This window comes from Pseudomonas sp. 8AS (assembly GCF_902506505.1).
Classification (GTDB): domain Bacteria; phylum Pseudomonadota; class Gammaproteobacteria; order Pseudomonadales; family Pseudomonadaceae; genus Aquipseudomonas.
The window spans coordinates 2,159,703-2,175,513 of record NZ_LR733406.1 but is presented as its reverse complement, the minus strand read 5'-3'; the positions used below and the strand labels follow the sequence as shown (position 1 = coordinate 2,175,513).

General features: G+C 67.4%; 15 protein-coding genes and 2 tRNA genes. 3 read left to right on the top strand and 14 right to left on the bottom strand.

All coding sequences use genetic code 11. From position 1 onward, the window contains the following. Window positions 1-24 precede the first annotated feature (24 nt). On the bottom strand, window positions 25-456 hold the full coding sequence (locus GV001_RS10190) for a nuclear transport factor 2 family protein (RefSeq protein ID WP_160079507.1): 432 nt from the start codon (window positions 454-456) through the stop codon (window positions 25-27). Between the two features lie 63 nt (window positions 457-519). Continuing rightward, window positions 520-2,553: an NADPH-dependent 2,4-dienoyl-CoA reductase gene (locus GV001_RS10185; RefSeq protein WP_160079506.1), complete on the bottom strand. Its 2,034-nt coding sequence runs from the start codon at window positions 2,551-2,553 to the stop codon at window positions 520-522. Between the two features lie 148 nt (window positions 2,554-2,701). On the opposite strand from GV001_RS10185, the gene GV001_RS10180 reads away from it, so the two are divergent. The 3 genes from GV001_RS10180 to GV001_RS10170 all read left to right on the top strand — a co-directional run bounded on the left by GV001_RS10180 (window position 2,702) and on the right by GV001_RS10170 (window position 5,004). After that, window positions 2,702-3,679 carry a hydrolase gene (locus tag GV001_RS10180; RefSeq protein ID WP_160079505.1) on the top strand — a complete coding sequence of 326 codons (978 nt, stop codon included), beginning with the start codon at window positions 2,702-2,704 and terminating at the stop codon, window positions 3,677-3,679. After that, window positions 3,676-4,713 carry an AraC family transcriptional regulator gene (locus tag GV001_RS10175; RefSeq protein WP_160079504.1) on the top strand — a complete coding sequence of 346 codons (1,038 nt, stop codon included), beginning with the start codon at window positions 3,676-3,678 and terminating at the stop codon, window positions 4,711-4,713. The genes GV001_RS10180 and GV001_RS10175 overlap by 4 nt, the downstream gene beginning before the upstream one ends. 114 nt (window positions 4,714-4,827) lie before the next feature. Then, complete coding sequence (locus GV001_RS10170) at window positions 4,828-5,004, top strand: hypothetical protein (RefSeq protein WP_160079503.1); 177 nt, start codon at window positions 4,828-4,830, stop codon at window positions 5,002-5,004. Between the two features lie 90 nt (window positions 5,005-5,094). Here GV001_RS10170 and GV001_RS10165 read toward each other — a convergent pair. The 12 genes from GV001_RS10165 to GV001_RS10110 all read right to left on the bottom strand — a co-directional run bounded on the left by GV001_RS10165 (window position 5,095) and on the right by GV001_RS10110 (window position 15,808). Beyond that, window positions 5,095-5,171: transfer RNA gene (locus GV001_RS10165), tRNA-Asp, on the bottom strand. Window positions 5,172-5,192: 21 nt separating this feature from the next. Continuing rightward, window positions 5,193-5,268 (bottom strand) — tRNA-Val (locus GV001_RS10160). A gap of 174 nt (window positions 5,269-5,442) precedes the next feature. Continuing rightward, complete coding sequence (locus tag GV001_RS10155) at window positions 5,443-5,967, bottom strand: type II secretion system protein M (protein ID WP_160079502.1); 525 nt, start codon at window positions 5,965-5,967, stop codon at window positions 5,443-5,445. Beyond that, the gene (gene gspL / locus GV001_RS10150; protein ID WP_160079501.1) at window positions 5,964-7,109 is read right to left on the bottom strand and encodes a type II secretion system protein GspL; all 1,146 of its coding nucleotides are present in this window, start codon (window positions 7,107-7,109) and stop codon (window positions 5,964-5,966) included. Before gspL ends, GV001_RS10155 begins: the two co-directional genes overlap by 4 nt. Beyond that, a complete protein-coding gene (gspK, locus tag GV001_RS10145) occupies window positions 7,106-8,071 on the bottom strand; it encodes a type II secretion system minor pseudopilin GspK (protein WP_160079500.1) in 966 nt (321 codons plus the stop codon). Before gspK ends, gspL begins: the two co-directional genes overlap by 4 nt. Further along, window positions 8,068-8,769, bottom strand: coding sequence for a type II secretion system minor pseudopilin GspJ (gene gspJ, locus GV001_RS10140; protein WP_160079499.1), 702 nt, complete (start codon window positions 8,767-8,769; stop codon window positions 8,068-8,070). Before gspJ ends, gspK begins: the two co-directional genes overlap by 4 nt. Further along, window positions 8,766-9,155: a type II secretion system minor pseudopilin GspI gene (gene gspI / locus GV001_RS10135; protein WP_160079498.1), complete on the bottom strand. Its 390-nt coding sequence runs from the start codon at window positions 9,153-9,155 to the stop codon at window positions 8,766-8,768. The genes gspJ and gspI overlap by 4 nt, the downstream gene beginning before the upstream one ends. Next, entirely contained in the window at window positions 9,152-9,688 is a 537-nt protein-coding gene (gspH, locus tag GV001_RS10130; RefSeq protein ID WP_160079497.1) for a type II secretion system minor pseudopilin GspH, read from the bottom strand. The genes gspI and gspH overlap by 4 nt, the downstream gene beginning before the upstream one ends. 6 nt (window positions 9,689-9,694) lie before the next feature. Beyond that, window positions 9,695-10,126 carry a type II secretion system major pseudopilin GspG gene (gene gspG / locus GV001_RS10125; protein WP_160079496.1) on the bottom strand — a complete coding sequence of 144 codons (432 nt, stop codon included), beginning with the start codon at window positions 10,124-10,126 and terminating at the stop codon, window positions 9,695-9,697. A gap of 5 nt (window positions 10,127-10,131) precedes the next feature. Beyond that, on the bottom strand, window positions 10,132-11,346 hold the full coding sequence (xcpS, locus tag GV001_RS10120; protein WP_160079495.1) for a GspF family T2SS innner membrane protein variant XcpS: 1,215 nt from the start codon (window positions 11,344-11,346) through the stop codon (window positions 10,132-10,134). Next, window positions 11,346-12,857, bottom strand: a complete 1,512-nt coding sequence (gene gspE / locus GV001_RS10115; RefSeq protein ID WP_160079494.1) for a type II secretion system ATPase GspE — start codon at window positions 12,855-12,857, stop codon at window positions 11,346-11,348. Before gspE ends, xcpS begins: the two co-directional genes overlap by 1 nt. A 209-nt stretch (window positions 12,858-13,066) precedes the next feature. Then, a complete protein-coding gene (locus GV001_RS10110) occupies window positions 13,067-15,808 on the bottom strand; it encodes a peroxidase family protein (protein ID WP_160079493.1) in 2,742 nt (913 codons plus the stop codon). Window positions 15,809-15,811: the final 3 nt, after the last annotated feature.

The window sequence follows — 15,811 nt, the reverse complement described above, 5'->3', positions numbered from 1 at the left end:
AAACTGTGATGCGGTCGGGAACAATCAGGCCGGTTTTCCCGCCAGGAAAGGCGCCAGACGCCGGCCCATCTCCTCGCCGAGGGCGGCCAGGCCGCTCATCGGCCGGACCATCACCTCGAACTCGACGATCTTGCCGGCCTCGTCGAAGCGGATCATGTCGATGCCCTTGAGCTCGCGCTCACCCACCTTGGCGCTGAACTCCAGCACCACGCTCAAGCCATCGACGCTGGCCAGCTCGCGGTGGTAGACGAAGTCCTCGAACACCTGCAGCACGGTATTGAGGATCAGATTGACCATCGGCGCGCCGGGATAAGGGGTGTGCGCCATGGGCGAGCGGAACACCGCCTGGGGGTGCAGCAGTTCGGGCAGCTGGCGCAGATCCTTGGCGGCGATGAACTGATGCCAGCGCTGCAGGGCGGCGCTGGCCGCCGGTTGCAAGTGAAGATCGGTGGACATGGGTTTCTCCTTGTTATTGTCGGCCACATAGCAAACGCCCCGCACTGGGCGGGGCGTTGCTGCTTACAGCTCGGCGGCGAGGCGCGAGCCCTGGTTGATCGCCCGCTTGGCGTCCAGCTCGGCGGCCACATCGGCACCGCCGATCAGGTGCACGTTCTGCCCGGCGGCAACCAGGCCGTCGTGCAGCTCGCGCAGCGGGTCCTGGCCGGCACAGACGACCACCGTATCCACCGGCAGCACCTGTGGCTCGCCTTCGCCGATGCGGATGTGCAGGCCGGCGTCATCGACCTTGAGGTACTCGACCGAGTTGAGCATCTGCACGTTCTTGTTCTTCAGCCCGGTGCGGTGGATCCAACCGGTGGTCTTGCCCAGGCCGTCGCCGACCTTGCTCTTCTTGCGCTGCAGCAGGAACACCTCACGGGCCGCCGGGTGCGGGTGGGCCTGCACGCCCGCCACGCCACCGCGGGCGTCCAGCGCGGTGTCGATGCCCCACTCCTTCCAGAACGCCTCGCGGTTCTGGCTGGTGGCCTCGCCCTGGTGGGTGATGAACTCGGAGACGTCGAAGCCGATGCCGCCGGCGCCGATTACCGCGACCTTCTGGCCGACCGGCTTGCGCTGCAGGATGGCGTCCAGGTAGCTGATCACCTTGGCGTTGTCGATGCCTTCGATGGCCGGGGTGCGCGGGGCGATGCCGGTGGCCAGGATGATTTCGTCGAAGCCGCCCTTGGCCAGGTCATCGACCGAGACACGGGTATTCAGGCGCAGGTCGACGCCGGTGGTCTCGACCTTCTTCTTGAAGTAGCGCAGGGTTTCGAAGAACTCTTCCTTGCCCGGCACGCGCTTGGCCACGTTGAACTGGCCGCCGATCTCGCCGGCCGCGTCGAACAGGGTCACGCTATGGCCGCGCTCGGCAGCCACGGTGGCGGCGGACAGGCCGGCCGGGCCGGCACCGACCACGGCGATCTTCTTCACGCTGGTGGTCGGGATGTAGTTCAGCTCGGTCTCGTGGCAGGCGCGCGGGTTGACCAGGCAGCTGGTCAGCTTGCCGCCGAAGGTGTGGTCCAGGCAGGCCTGGTTGCAGCCAATGCAGGTGTTGATCTCGTCGCCGCGGCCTTCAGCGGCCTTGTTGACGAAGTCCGGGTCGGCGAGGAACGGACGGGCCATGGATACCATGTCGGCGTCGCCTTCGGCCAGCACCTGCTCGGCCACTTCCGGGGTGTTGATGCGATTGGTGGTGATAAGCGGGATCGACACTTCGCCCTTGAGCTTGGCGGTGACCTTGGTGAAGGCCGCGCGCGGCACCTTGGTGGCGATGGTCGGGATACGCGCCTCGTGCCAGCCGATGCCGGTGTTGATCAGGGTGGCGCCGGCCTGCTCGATGGCCTTGGCCAGCAGGACGATCTCGTCCCAGGTGCTGCCGCCCTCGACCAGGTCGAGCATGGACAGGCGATAGATGATGATGAAGTTCGGGCCTACGGCCTCACGCACGCGGCGGACGATCTCCACCGGCAGACGCATGCGGTTCTCGTAGCTGCCACCCCAACGGTCGGTACGCTGGTTGGTGTGGGCGGCGAGGAACTGGTTGATGAAGTAGCCTTCCGAACCCATGATCTCGACGCCGTCGTACTCGGCCTGCTGGGCCAGCAGCGAGCAGGTGACGAAGTCCTGGATCTGCTTCTCGATGCCTTCCTCGTCCAGCTCGCGCGGCTTGAACGGGTTGATCGGCGCCTGGATGGCGCTCGGTGCTACCGACTTCGGGCTGTAGGCGTAGCGGCCGGCATGCAGGATCTGCATGGCGATCTTGCCGCCCGCCTCATGCACGGCGCGGGTGACGATCTTGTGCTTCTCGGTTTCCTCGGCGGTGGTCAGCTTGGCCGCGCCGGAGTACACGCCGCCTTCCTCGTTCGGGCCGATGCCACCGGTGACCATCAGGCCGACGCCGCCACGGGCGCGCTCGGCGAAGTAGGCCGCCATGCGCTCGAAGCCACCTGGCTTTTCTTCCAGGCCGGTGTGCATCGAGCCCATCAGGGTACGGTTCTTCAGGGTGGTGAAGCCGAGATCGAGCGGCGCCAGCAGGTGCGGGTAGTGAGCGGTCATGGAGTTCTCCAGAGCAGGCTTGAACAGTTCACGGGGTGCCGCGGTCTCAACAGGACTGCGGTCGGTTATGCAGCAGAAGATAAAGAGCGGCAGGCAGGCACTCAATGATCGAAACTGACAACTTATTGATCAAAAAGAGCAGCCCGACTTGGCTTTGCCGACCCACTCCCCTACCCTGAGCGACGAACCCATCATCATCACTGCCATGCGTACTTCGCTCTCCCTGCTGCTCGCCGCCCTCCTGCTCGGCCTCGCCGGCGCCTACGCCTTCTGGCTGCGCGACAGCCCGCCCAGCCACTACCTCACCGACTTGCGCAGCGATATCGAGCAACTGGGCGGGCCGGCCGGCTGGCACGGCAACCTGCTGAGCCTCAACCCCGCCCTGTTCCCCAGCGACTACAGCAGCCCCGCACGGCTTGCCCACAAGCTCGACAGAGCCCTGCTGCATGCCCGCGACAACGGCCTGCTGACCCCGCAAACCGTGGTGGTGCTGCCTGCCCAGATCGGCACCTGGCTGTTGCTGAGCGACGAGAAGCCGCAGGTCTACGCTGCGCGCAGCCTGCGCGAAGCCCGCCCGCTGCTGGCGCTGAACAATCCCCTGAAGCTGCTGCGCAGTTGGTGGTTCAGCGAAGCGGCCTCGCTCGACGAACTGCTGCTGCGCATGAAAGCCCAGCAGGCGGCGGACGACTATCTCGAGCTGTTCGCCCAGCTGGCGCGCAAGCACGCACTGACCCTGCACGCCGGCAGCATCACCTTGCCGGAACCGCGCCTGATCGACGGGCGCATCGTCACCGGCCACGGCGAACTGCACGATTTCGGCCTGAGTTTTGCCGCCGACGGTCGCATCCTCGGCCCGGCGCGCAGCCAGACCCTGCTCGCCAGTAGCGCCGCCCCGCAAACCTTCGAGCAGGTCCTGGGCGACGACCGGCTCAGCACCCGCGGCAACGGCGGCAGCGGCCCGCTGATCGAGACGGTCAGCCTGCGGCGCCAGCAGGGCACCGCGACCGGCGTGACCGTCCTGCGCGGCCGCCTGTGGCCACTGCAAACCGACCACCTGCGGCTGCAACTCACCGCCGCCTCGCCGGACAGCCACAGCAAGCTGCTGAATTTCTGGATCGCCCCATGAAAAACCAGCGCGTGCGCCTGGGCGACCTGTCCGTGGGTTTCATCCACGGCCTGATCGCCGCCGTGCGCGAAGCAGGCCAGGACCCGCAGCCCCTGCTCGCCCAGTTCGGCCTGGACGCCGCCCGCATGGCCGAACCCCAGGGGCGCCTGTCGATCCCGCGCTACATGCGCCTGGGCCACGCCGCCATGCAGCTGTGCGACGACCCGGCGCTGGGCCTGGCCATGGGCCGCCTGAGCCAGCTCGGCCAACTCGGCCTGGCCGGTATCACGGCGGCCCAGGCCCCGACCCTGCGCGAAGCGGCACGCACCCTGACCCGCTTCGAGCCGCTGTACGCGCACAACTACCGCGGCCAGTCGAGCTTCCACGAGGACAGCCGCGGCGCCTGGCTGCGCTTCTACTCGATCAGCCCGTACAACGCCTACAACCGCTTCGTGGTCGACTCGGTACTGGCCGGCTGGTACAGCCACCTGAGCCAGCTCGGCGGCGCCGCCCTGAAAGTGGAAAGGGTCGAGATCGAATTCCCCGCACCCAGCTACGCCGAGCGCTACAGCGAGCTGTTCGGCTGCCCGGTGGAGTTCGCTGCCGGCGCCAACCAGCTGCGTCTGGAGCAACCGACCCTTGCCGGGCGCGGCCTGGCGCACTGCCCGAGCACCTGGCAGCAACTGCTGGCGCTGTGCGAACGGGAACTGGACCAGCTGACCCGCACGCGCAGCCTGAGCGAACGCATCGCCCGCCTGCTCGGACCGCTGCTGCACGGTCGGGAACCGGATCTACAGGAAGTGGCCACGCGCCTGCAATTGCCCGTATGGACCTTGCGCCGCAAGCTGGCGGAAGAAGGCACGCAGTACCGGGCGATTCTCAACGACACCCGCCGCGATCTGGCGATGGCCTATATCAGGGATACCGAACTGGCGTTCGGCGAAATTGCATACTTGCTGGGGTTTGCCTCGGCAGAGGCCTTTCAACGCGCCTTCAAGCGCTGGAGCGGGCAGACTCCGGGAGAGTTCCGCCGCAGCCAGCGCCTGCAGGCCTAAACAGCCCGAACCTTTTTACGATTTCGCGAGCTAGAGCCAGACAAGGCAAAAATGGCCGAGGGAGCGGAGTTTACGAGCTGTAAATGAGCATCCCGAGGTCATTTTTAACGCCGTATGGCCGACGCGCAGCAGATCGTAAACAGGTTCTCACAGCTCGGTGGCGTCTTCGGCTGGCTCTGCCGGATCACGCTCATCGGCGTGGCAATCGAGCAGTTCTTCTACGTAATCATCCATTGGGCTATCTCCTGTCGTTACGCCATGGTTGAAACAAAGACCATGCCAACAGCCTGAAGATTCCCGATGACAATGCGATGACGGCGAAAAGTTTTTCGCCAGATGCGAAAAGCCCCCAGCTCTTGCGAGCTGAGGGCTTCCCTGATATGGCGCAGCGGACGGGACTCGAACCCGCGACCCCCGGCGTGACAGGCCGGTATTCTAACCGACTGAACTACCGCTGCGCGTCGGTTCTCGCAAGAGACTGGTGGGTGATGACGGGATCGAACCGCCGACCCTCTGCTTGTAAGGCAGATGCTCTCCCGGCTGAGCTAATCACCCGAGTAGCCTTGCGAGGTGGCGAAATTTACGCACCTGCCCGAGCTAAGTCAACACCCTGCTTGAAGTTTTTTTCTGCGGAGTGGTTTTCTCGCCGGTTCGCCGGGCCATTCGTCGGCTGTCGCACGGCGCCATTTTGGTGCCGGCACGCGCCGCCATGCCCGCCATGGGTGAGGCTCAGCTACCGCTGCGCAGCAGGAGGCGGCTGCTGACCAGTTCCTTGTCGCCCCGCTCCAACCCCGCCTCCTCGACGCGGATACCCTGCTCGTCCAGGCTCACCAGCCAACGCAGCAAACGGCCGAACTCGGCCGGCTGCAGGCTGACCTGCACCGCGCCATCGCCCTGGCTGTCCAGCCGCTCGATATTCAGTCCCTGGCTGCTGGCGCTGGCGGTGACCAGCCCCTGCAGCTGCGCCGGCTCGACGCTGACCTGCGGCTTGCCGCTCTGCGCCCGCAACTGTGGCGCATGCGCCTGCAGGTACTGGTGCAGCGTGCGCTGCTGCTGCAGGTAATTGCGCGCCTGCACCACCTGCTGCGCCGCCGGGCGCCAGAGCAGCAGATAGAGCAGCGTCAGCAGCAGGAACAGGCCGAGCAGGCCCAGGGCCAGCCGATCCCGAGCCGGCAGGCCACGCCAGTAAGGCAGCCAGCCCAGCTGCTGCAGGCGCGCCTGCAGCGGCGCGGTCAGAGCATTGAAGCGGTTCATCCATTACCCCCGATCACCAGGCGTGCGCTGACGCCACTGTCCTCGCGGCTGGCCGAGCCCATCTCGACCGCCAGCCCGGCCTCCTGCAGACGCGTGCGCAGGCGCTCCAGCGCGGCGAAATCACGCGCTTGCAGATTCAGCGCCAGATCGCCGCGCTGGGCATTGAAATCCAGCTGTTCGACGCGCACCTGGGCCCCTTCGGCGTTGATCACCCGGGCCGCCTGATCGAGCAGGCCGAGCAGCAGGTTCTGCCCGCCGCCTTCGGCCTCGGCCAGGTGCTGGTCGAACTGCGCACGCAGGTTGATCAGCTTGCGGTCATCCGGGAACAACTCGCGATAGAGCGCCTCGCTGGCGCTGGCGTAGCCCTCGGCCTCGCGCTGCAGCTGCCAGCCCTGGACCAGGTTAAAACCCCACTGCAGCACCAGCCACAAGCCGAGCAGCCCCAGCAACGGCCGCCAGCGCCCCAGCCCGGTGGACGGCTCGCGCCGGGCGAAGGCGCCCTGGGCCAGGTTGCCCGCGGCCTTCTGCCGGGCCAGCCAGACATAGGGCTGGACCAGTTCGTGGCATTCGTCGACCTGCGCTGGCGCGGCCTGGCCGGCGGCCACATGGGCCACCCGCGGCGACGGGCAGAGCGCCTGCAACTGTGGCCAGTCCGCCGCCTGCAAGGCCAGGCGCGCCTCGGCGCTGCCGCCGAGCAGCCAGCGCTGGCCCAGGCAGAGCAACTGGCTGCCTTCGCCGTCGATCAGGTCGGCATCCACCTCGATACGCTGGGGCTGGCACTCGCCGCACAGCGCCAGCCAGCCGGCCAGCCAGTCGCGGCGCACGGCATACACGCGCCGGCGGCCATCGGCCAGGGGCTCGCCGACGCACAGGTGGAACAGCTCCACGTCCTCGGCCAGCAGCTCCTCGACGGCGAACGGCAGCGCCTTGTGCAGCCAGCGCGCCTTGGTGGTCGGCAGCTGCACGACACAGACGGTCACCGCCTCCACCGGCAGGATCAGGCGCCAGGCCTGGTTCGCCGGCGGCACGGCGGCGGCGAACGGCAGCTGCTCGACGGCATCGCCCTGCACGCGCCGCACCGGCAGCTCGGGATCGACCGCGGCACAGGCTGCCGGCGGCAGAAACAGACAAAGTGCACTCATTGCTTGGACTCCTTGGAGGGCTCGAGCGGCGCGATGCCGCTCTGCCCCAGATCGCGCGCCAGGACGCGGACGCGCCCATCATTGCCGCGCTGCAGATAACTGACCAGCACCTGGCGGCGCTCGCCCAGGCTGGCCTCGCTGCTCACCTGGAAATACTGGCTGCCGACCGCCAGCCCTTGGGCCGACGCGTCCACCCCGAGCTGTTGCAGGGCCTCGCCGGGGTCGCGATAGCCACCCTGGCGCTGCATGGCCAGCACCGCCTCCACCGCCTGCGGCGCAATGCCGTCGTCCAGGCTGGCCAGCACCGGCGCGCTGGCGGTGTTGACGTTCAGCTCGGCCGCGAGCGGCAAGGCGCTGACAAAAGGCAGCAAGCGCCGGTATTCGGCCTCTTTCATACCCAGCAGCAGGCGCAGCTCGGAGACCTCGCGAATCAGCCCCGGCCCGGTGCGATAGGGCGGCTGCAGCAGCAGGTACTGGCCATCCTCGGCGCCGCCGGCACCCTGGCTGTCCTGATCCTGGTCGAGCCAGTCCTGCAGGCGCTCGGCATAGTCGAGGGGCAATTGCAGCTGCTGCAGCAGGCGGCGCAGGCGCTGCCGGGCGATCTCGGCGGCCTCGCCACCGGCCGCCAGGCTGTTGATATTGAAACGCCCGGAGAGGTCGACGATGCGCAGGTGCAACTCGCCGCCTTCGTCCAGGGGGAAATGCAGTTTCGGCTTGGCCCAGGGCTCGCCCAGGTGATCCAGCGGCTGGCGCGGGTCGCCCTCGCGCAGGTCGCGCTGCAGGATGGCCTTGGCCAGCAGCTCGCCGCCCTCGGCGTAGTACTGCGCCTGGCGCACCAGCAACTGGTTGCCGGTGCTGCGGATGGCCAGCTGCTGACGCAGCACCAGGCCGGTGCAGACCACGCTGACCAGGGCCACCACCAGCAGCACGGTGATCAGCGCCACCCCGCGCTGACGGCTCATGCCGACGGCTCCACGGCCGCTTCCTCGGGTAGCAGCTCGCCACCATCCGCCCCGCCGTTTCCATCGGGCAGCGCCTGCGGGCCCGCCGCGGCGCTTTCCGGCAGGCGCCAGAGACGCCGCAACTCGCCATAGTGGCGGTGCTCGATGACCAGTTCGAGCGCCTTGGGCAGCTGGCTCAACGCCTCCTCGGCGCTGCTGTTGGCCGGCGGCCAGCTCTGCAGCCAGCGCCCCTCCTCATCGAGAAAACGCAGCTCGAAGCGCTGCACCCCGGACAGGGCCTGCTGCACCCGCGGCTGGCTGTCCTGGGCCTGATCCAGCACAGCCCAGTAGCTGCGTTGCCACTGCTCGCCCTGCAGCTGCCAGCGCACCCGCTGCAAGGTGGCGCGATTCAGGCCCAGCGGGTTGCGCCAGCCATTGCGGGTGAACTCCAGGCTGCTGCTCTTGCCGCTGTCGCCCAGCAGCGCCGGCTGCGCATCGCCCAGCGGATCGCGCACCGGCCGTGGCCAGACCTGCAGCAGATCGCGCTCGAAGGCGGCCATGGCGCGGGTCAGCTCGCGCAGACGCTGCTCCTGGGCGCGCTGGGCGCGGTCGGCCTGCATCACGCTGTCAAACATGCGGTAGGTGGCCAGGCCGAGCAAGGCGAAGATGGCGATGGCGATCAGCAGTTCGAGCAGGGTGAAGCCACGGTTGCGCCTCATGGCTCGCTCCCGAGGAAGCCACTGAGGGTCACCAATGCCTGCTCCTCGACCTTGCCGCGCAGGCCGCTCTCGGGGCGCAGAGCGACCCAGACGGTGGCGCGGCGCATGCCCGGCTCGCTGGTCGCCTGCACCTGGCTCTGCCACAGCCAGCGCCGCCCGGCGTAGCTTTCTTCGCCCTGTTCGCTGCCGTCGTCCGGCGGCGTCTCGGCCAGTTGCAGCTCCTGCAGGCGGTTGTCCGCCAGCCACAGGGCGAAGGTCTTGTCTTCCAGGCGCGCGGCGGTCTGCAATGAACGCGCGGTGGCGGTCAGCACGCTGGCCGCGACCAGGGCGAAGATGCCCAGGGCCACCAGCACTTCCAGCAGGGTGAAGCCGCGCGCACGCCTCATGGCTGCTGTCCCGGCGTGTTTTCCGCCTCGATCAGCGGCTCGCTGAAACCGTCGCTGGAAATCAGCAGCGCCGGGGCGCCGCGCTCGCGTCCGGACAGGCGCAGGCGAAACGGACTGAGCTCGCCGCTGGAGAGGATCAGCAGCTGCGGCACCGGCATTTTCGCCGCGCCCTTGCCGGTGCGGCTGGGCAGGGTCAGGGCCTGCTCGTCCAGCTCGATGCTCAGCTCCACCCAGTCGGGCAGGCCATGCACCCTGGCGTCGTCGTCCAGCGCCTGCCACTGGCCACGCTGCGGTTCGTAGCGCAGCACCTGATAGGACTGACGCTCGAAGCGCACACCGTATTCGCGGTTATCCAGCACGGCTTCGTCGAGCAGCACGCGCAGCAGGCCGGCCAGACGCTCGGCCTCGTCGTGCAGCTGGCGCACCGGGCTGGCGGCCATGCCGCTGCCGAGCACGGCCATGCCGGTCAGGGCACCGAGTATCACCAGCACCACCAGCAACTCGACCAGGGTGAAGCCGCGCGCGGCTCTCATCGGGAATCAGAGATCCCAGTTGCCGATGTCGGCGTCACCGCCCTCGCCGCCTTCCTGGCCGTCGGCGCCCAGGGAGTAGAGGTCGATCTTGCCGTGGGTGCCCGGCGCCAGGTACAGGTAGGTGTTGCCCCAGGGATCGACCGGCAGCTTCTTCAGGTAGCCCTCGGCGTTCCAGTTCTTCGCCGGCGGGTTGCCGCTGGGCTTCTTCACCAATGCCTCGAGGCCCTGCTGGGTGCTCGGGTAGCTCTGGTTGTCCAGCTTGTACATGTCCAGCGCGGCGCCGATGGCGCGGATGTCGTTCTGCGCGACTGTGACCTTGGCCTGGTCCGGGCGGCCCATCACTTGCGGCACCACCAGGGCGGCGAGGATGCCGAGGATCACCACCACCACCATGATCTCGATCAGGGTGAAGCCACTTTGTTTGCCCAGCTTGTTCATCGTTATCAACCCACCAGTTGGTTCAAAGACAGAATCGGCAGGAGGATGGCCAGCACGATCACCAGCACTACCGCCCCCATGAAGACCAGCATGAACGGCTCGAACAGCCCCACCAGCAGGCCGATGGTGGCCGCCAGGTCGTTTTCCTGATTGCGCGCCGTGCGCGCCAGCATCTGGTCCAGCTCGCCGGAACGTTCGCCGCTGGCGATCATGTGCAGCATCATCGGCGGGAACTGCCGGCTGGCCTCCAGCGCCCGCGACAGGCTGCCGCCCTCGCGCACGCGCTGGGTGGCCTGGATCACGTCGCCGCGGATCACCCGGTTGACCACCACTTCGCTGCCGATCGCCAGCGCCTCGACCAGCGGCACGCCGCTGCGTACCAGGATCGCCAGGGTCGAGGCGAAGCGCGCGGTCTCGGTGGCGCGGACCAGCCCGCCGAGCAGCGGCACGCGCAGGACGAAGCCGTGCCAGCGCTGGCGCATGCCCTCCTCGCGCAGCGCCCGGCGAAAACCCAGCACGCCGAGCACGATGAGGATCAGCGCCAGAGCGCCCCAGCCCTTGACCAGCTCGCTGACCAGGATCAGGCCGCGGGTCAGCGCCGGCAGGGTCTGCCCGGAGTCGATGAACACCCGCACCACATCCGGTACCACGTAGCCGAGCAGGAAGCCGACGATGATCAGCGAGGTGATCATCAGGATCAGTGGATAGAGCAGCGCCAGCTGCACCTTCTGCCGCGACTGCTGGCGTTGCTCGGTGTAGTCGGCCAGCTGCTCCAGCACCGGGCCCAGGTGCCCGGCATGCTCGCCGGCGGCCACGGTGGCGCGGTACAGCTCGGGAAACGCCGCCGGAAACGCCGCCAGGCTGGCGGCCAGGCCGTGGCCTTCCAGCACCCGGGCGCGCACGGCCAGCAGCATCGACTGGATCCGCGGCTGGCGCGACTGCGCGGCGGCGGCGCGCAAGGCTTCCTCGATCGGCAGCGCGGCGCCGATCAGGGTCGCCAGCTGGCGGGTGACCAGGGCCAGGTCACGCGCAGCCAGGCCGCGACGCAGACTGAAACCACTGCCCTGCGGCGCCTCGCGGCTGCGCATGGCCTCCACCTGCAAGGGCGCCAGTTGCTTCTCGCGCAGCAGTTGGCGCACCTGACGGGCGCTGTCGGCTTCCAGTACGCCTTTCTGCTGGCGGCCCTTGGCGTCGAGGGCGAGGTATTCGAAGGCGGCCATCAGTCTTCTCGGGTCACGCGCAGCACTTCTTCCAGGGTGGTCACCCCTTCCAGCACCTTGCGCCGGCCGTCTTCGCGGATGCCGGGGCCGAGGCTGCGTGCGTGGCGGGTCAGTTCCTGTTCGCCGGCGCCGTTGTGCACCAGGCTGCGCATTTGCTCGTCGAAGATCACCAGCTCATAGATGCCGGTGCGCCCGCGGTAGCCCTGCTGGTGGCATTCGCTGCAGCCCTGGGCGTGGTAGATGGTCGGTGCGGCCTGCGGATCGAGGCCGAGCAGCGTGCACTCGGCCTCGTCGGCCGGACGCGCTTCGCGGCAATGCACGCACAGCACGCGCACCAGGCGCTGGGCCAGCACGCCGAGCAGGGAGGAAGACAGCAGGAATGGCTCGACGCCCATGTCGACCAGGCGGGTGACGGCCCCCACCGCGCTGTTGGTGTGCAAGGTGGAGAGCACCAGGTGGCCGGTAAGAGATGCTTGGACTGCGATATCGGCGGTTTCCTGGTCGCGGATCTCGCCGACCATCACCACGTCCGGGTCCTGGCGCAGGATGGCGCGCAGGCCGCGGGCGAAGGTCATGTCGACGCGCGGGTTGACCTGGGTCTGGCCGATGCCTTCGAGGTAGTACTCGATCGGGTCTTCGACGGTGAGAATGTTGCGCGTGCGGTCATTCAGGGTGACCAGGCCGGCGTACAGCGTGGTGGTCTTGCCCGAGCCGGTGGGGCCGGTGACCAGCAGGATGCCGTGGGGCTTGCGCAGGTTTTCGTCGAGCAGGCGGCGGTCGCGCTCGCTCATGCCCAGGTGGGTGAGCGACAGACGCCCGGCCTGTTTGTCCAGCAGGCGCAGCACCACCCGCTCGCCGTTGGCCGAGGGCAAGGTGGAGACGCGGATGTCGACTTCACGGCCACCGACCTTGAGTGAGATGCGCCCGTCCTGCGGCACGCGCTTCTCGGCGATGTCCAGCCGCGCCATGACCTTGACCCGCGAGACCAGCAATGCCGCCAGCTCGCGGCGCGGCTCGATCACTTCACGGAGGATGCCGTCGACGCGAAAGCGCACCACCAGGCGTTTCTCAAAGGTTTCCAGGTGGATGTCGGAGGCGCCGGCCTTGATCGCCTCGCCGAGGATGGCGTTGATCAGGCGGATGATCGGTGCGTCGTCTTCCTGCTCCAGTAGGTCGCCGGATTCCGGAGTCATTTCCGCCAGGCTGGCCAGGTCCAGTTCGGCGCCCAGGCCTTCGGCCATCAGGCGCACTTCAGAGGAGTCGCGCTGGTAGGCGGTGGTCAGTGCCTGCTCGAATTCGGCCGGGGTCAGCCAGTGCAGCGCCAGCACCTGGCGGGCGAAGCGCTGGGCTTCCTGCAGGGCGGCCAGGCTCGCGCCTTCGCGCAGGCACAGGCTGACCTGGCCGGCGTCTTCGCGCAGCAGCACGCCGTGGCGCTTGGCAAAGGCGAAGGGCAGCGGGCGCAGCGGCACCACTGCCGGAGCCGCTAGTGCGGCGTGAATATCGCTGGACATGCGCGGACCCGTTCCTGAGTAAGGGATTCCATCTGTTCTTATTGTTATGTGGCGCAGCAGAGCGGCCAAGTTAACGGATTCGCCGGAAAAATAAAGGCCCGCAGCGGCGCTTTGTCGCCACAGTGCGGGCAGTCACAGAACGGCGCCGGATAAAAAAGGCCCCGGCATGAGCCGGGGCCTGGTGCTACTGGGCGGGTTGCACCGCCGCTTTACTTGTCTTCGTGGCGCTGGTGCTTGAAGAACACCCCGCTGTCACCGAACGCCGAGGCGATCAGCGGCGAGGTCAGCTCCAGCTCGCCGACCTTCACCGCACTGCTGCGACGCTGCTGGGCGTAGCTGCGGCTGATGGACGGGATGATCGAGGTCTTGATCTCCATCGAGGTGGCGTACACGTCGTACAGCTTGGTGCCGCTGGTCAGCGTGGCCAAATCCGTGCGGAAGTCATGGGCAGCCGTGGAGAACAGGCTGCGCAGCTCGCTTTTCGGCACGAAGTAGAGCTGTGTCGGCGCCTTGGGCGTGGCCACGGCCTGACCGTTCTGGGTGACCTTGGCGAAGTCGTCGACCCGCAGCAGGGTCGGTTTCAGGCTCACCGCCGAGAACAGGATGGTGGTACCCAGGGTGTCGTTGACTTCCGGCACCACGTACTGCGACAGCTCGTTGGCGAAGAAGTTGTAGTTGCTGCCCTGGCCGCTGAGGCTGACCAGCGCGGAGACGTTCTGCGACGGCTTGCCGTTGACGAAGGCCTTCCACGCCAGCCCCGGCTGGAAGCCGTTCTGTGCCGGGTCACCGGCCACCGACAGGCGCAGCAGGCCGCTGTCGGCACCCTGGAACAGGCCGGTGTAGGGGTTGCCGGCGACCGGGATGAACTTGACCTTGGCCATCACGCCATTGGGGTGCATGGCCTTCTGATGGCCGACCGGGGCGACGTCGGTGCGTTCCTGCACCTTCTTCCACAGCACCGAGCCGATCAGGCCACCGACGTCCACCGGCGGGATCACCGGCAACTGGCCTTCGGCGTACTGGGTGCGCAGCGCACCGTTGACCCACAGGTTGTCCTGCTTGGCCTGGGCCGGCCAGTTCTCGTAGTCGGCCGGGATGTTCAGGCCCCAGGGTTTGAAGGCGTTTTCCACGCCGATCAGGCTGCTGTCGAGCTGCGGGTTGTGGCGCTTGAGCACGTCGACCATGGTGGTGTTTTCCACCCAGGCCAGGCCCTCGGCGGTGTAGATCTCCGGGCGGTAATCCTTGGTGTAGAAACGGTCGGTCATCAGGCGGCGCGAGGCGTTCATGATGAAGATCTGGAAGGCCGTCTCGCCGAAGGCGAAGCCGTCCGGACGTACGGTTTCGGCAAGCATGCCGACCAGGGTGTCGATCTTCTCGATGTCGTTGCCGTAGATGCGCTTGAGGTTGGCCAGGGTGGCCGCGTCACTGGTCAGGTCCTCGAACTTGGTGATCGGGTTGAGGCCGATCTCGCGGCGGAACTCGTTGTAGCGCGGTACGCCACGCTCACGGTCGCGCAGCACATCGATGGTCGCCAGGTCGATGTTGCCCACCAGCGGCACAGACAGGTTGCGCAGGAAGTTCGGGTAGTTGTTGAGGGTCAGCGAACCCGGGTTGGTAATGCCGAAGGAGTACCACAGGCGCTCCGGGCTTTCGCTGGACAGCAGGTTCTCGGCGTCGCGGTCACGGGTGTCCGGCAGCGGGATCGAGTGGGCGATCTGGTTCGAGCCGATGTCGTAGACATCCACCTTGTCGCGCATCAGCGGGTGCATGCGGTAGACGGCGACGAACTCCTCGGTGAGGGTGTAGGGCACGCCATAGTTGTTCGGGTTGGCCGAGCCGACGATGCCGGCCAGGGCATGGTCGATGCTGGAGCTGCCGGCCTGGCTGCCGTCGATGCCGAGGATGCGCAGGACGAAGGAGTTGGAGCTGGCCAGGTCCTCCTGCAGCATGCGCGCCTCTTCCTGGTACTTGTCGCGGTTCGGCCCGGAGCCCAGCAGGCCCCACCAGTTGGCGTACATGGCCCGTTCGGTGACCGGGTTGGCGATCACCGCCGGGGTCCATTCCACGGTGTGGATCTTGGCCATTAGCGCCGAGTTGACCAAGCGCGCATGGTCGTACAGCCACTGGTCGCTCTGGCTCGGGTACTTCTGCTTGAGCATGCTGGCGATGGCGTTGTGTTCCTTGGTGAACAGCTGGTGCAGCATGCTCAGACCGACCCACCAGTTCTCGTTGAACCCGGTGATCGGCTTGCCGCTGAACAGGTCGCGCGGCAGGGTGCCGTCGGCATTGATCTTCAGCTTGCCGTCGACGAAGGAACGCACTTCGTCGTTGGCTTCCTTGCTGCTGCCGTACAGCTGCGAACCATCCCACCAGTGGGTGTTGTGGTTGCGGTAGGTCTGCGGCTTGCCGGCCTCGGCGGCGGTACGGGTCGGGTCGGCCTGGGTGCGGCGCACCGACAGGCTGCCCGAGCCGAAGGCGTCGCCGGCCGGCAGCGGAATCTGGATCGGGTTGTCTGCGGCGTTTTCGCCGTGGTCGACCCAGTCATGCACCATGAACTGGATCCACGAGGCGGCGATGAAGTTGAGGCTCGGCGCCGGCTTGAACTCGCCGCGGGCCATCAGCAGGTTACTGACTTCGCGCGGGTTGGGGCTGAGCAGGGTGTCCGCCTCGGTCTCACCGTGGGTGACGGTGGGGTCGACGTTGCGCCCGAAACGGCGGTAGACCGAGCCTTCGGCGGGGTTGGCGAGGATGTTACAGGTGCCGTCCTCGGTACGTGCGGTCTGGCTGCGCGCGTCACAGGTGATGCTGGCATTGGCCGCCGGCAGGTTGTCGACGTCGAACAGGTTGTTCTTGAACAGCACATCGCGCTCCAGCGCGAGCGTGATCAGGCCGGCATAAATGCCCAGGGTGCCGAGCTTGACCAGGCTCGGCCATGTGACCCAAACAGACATGGC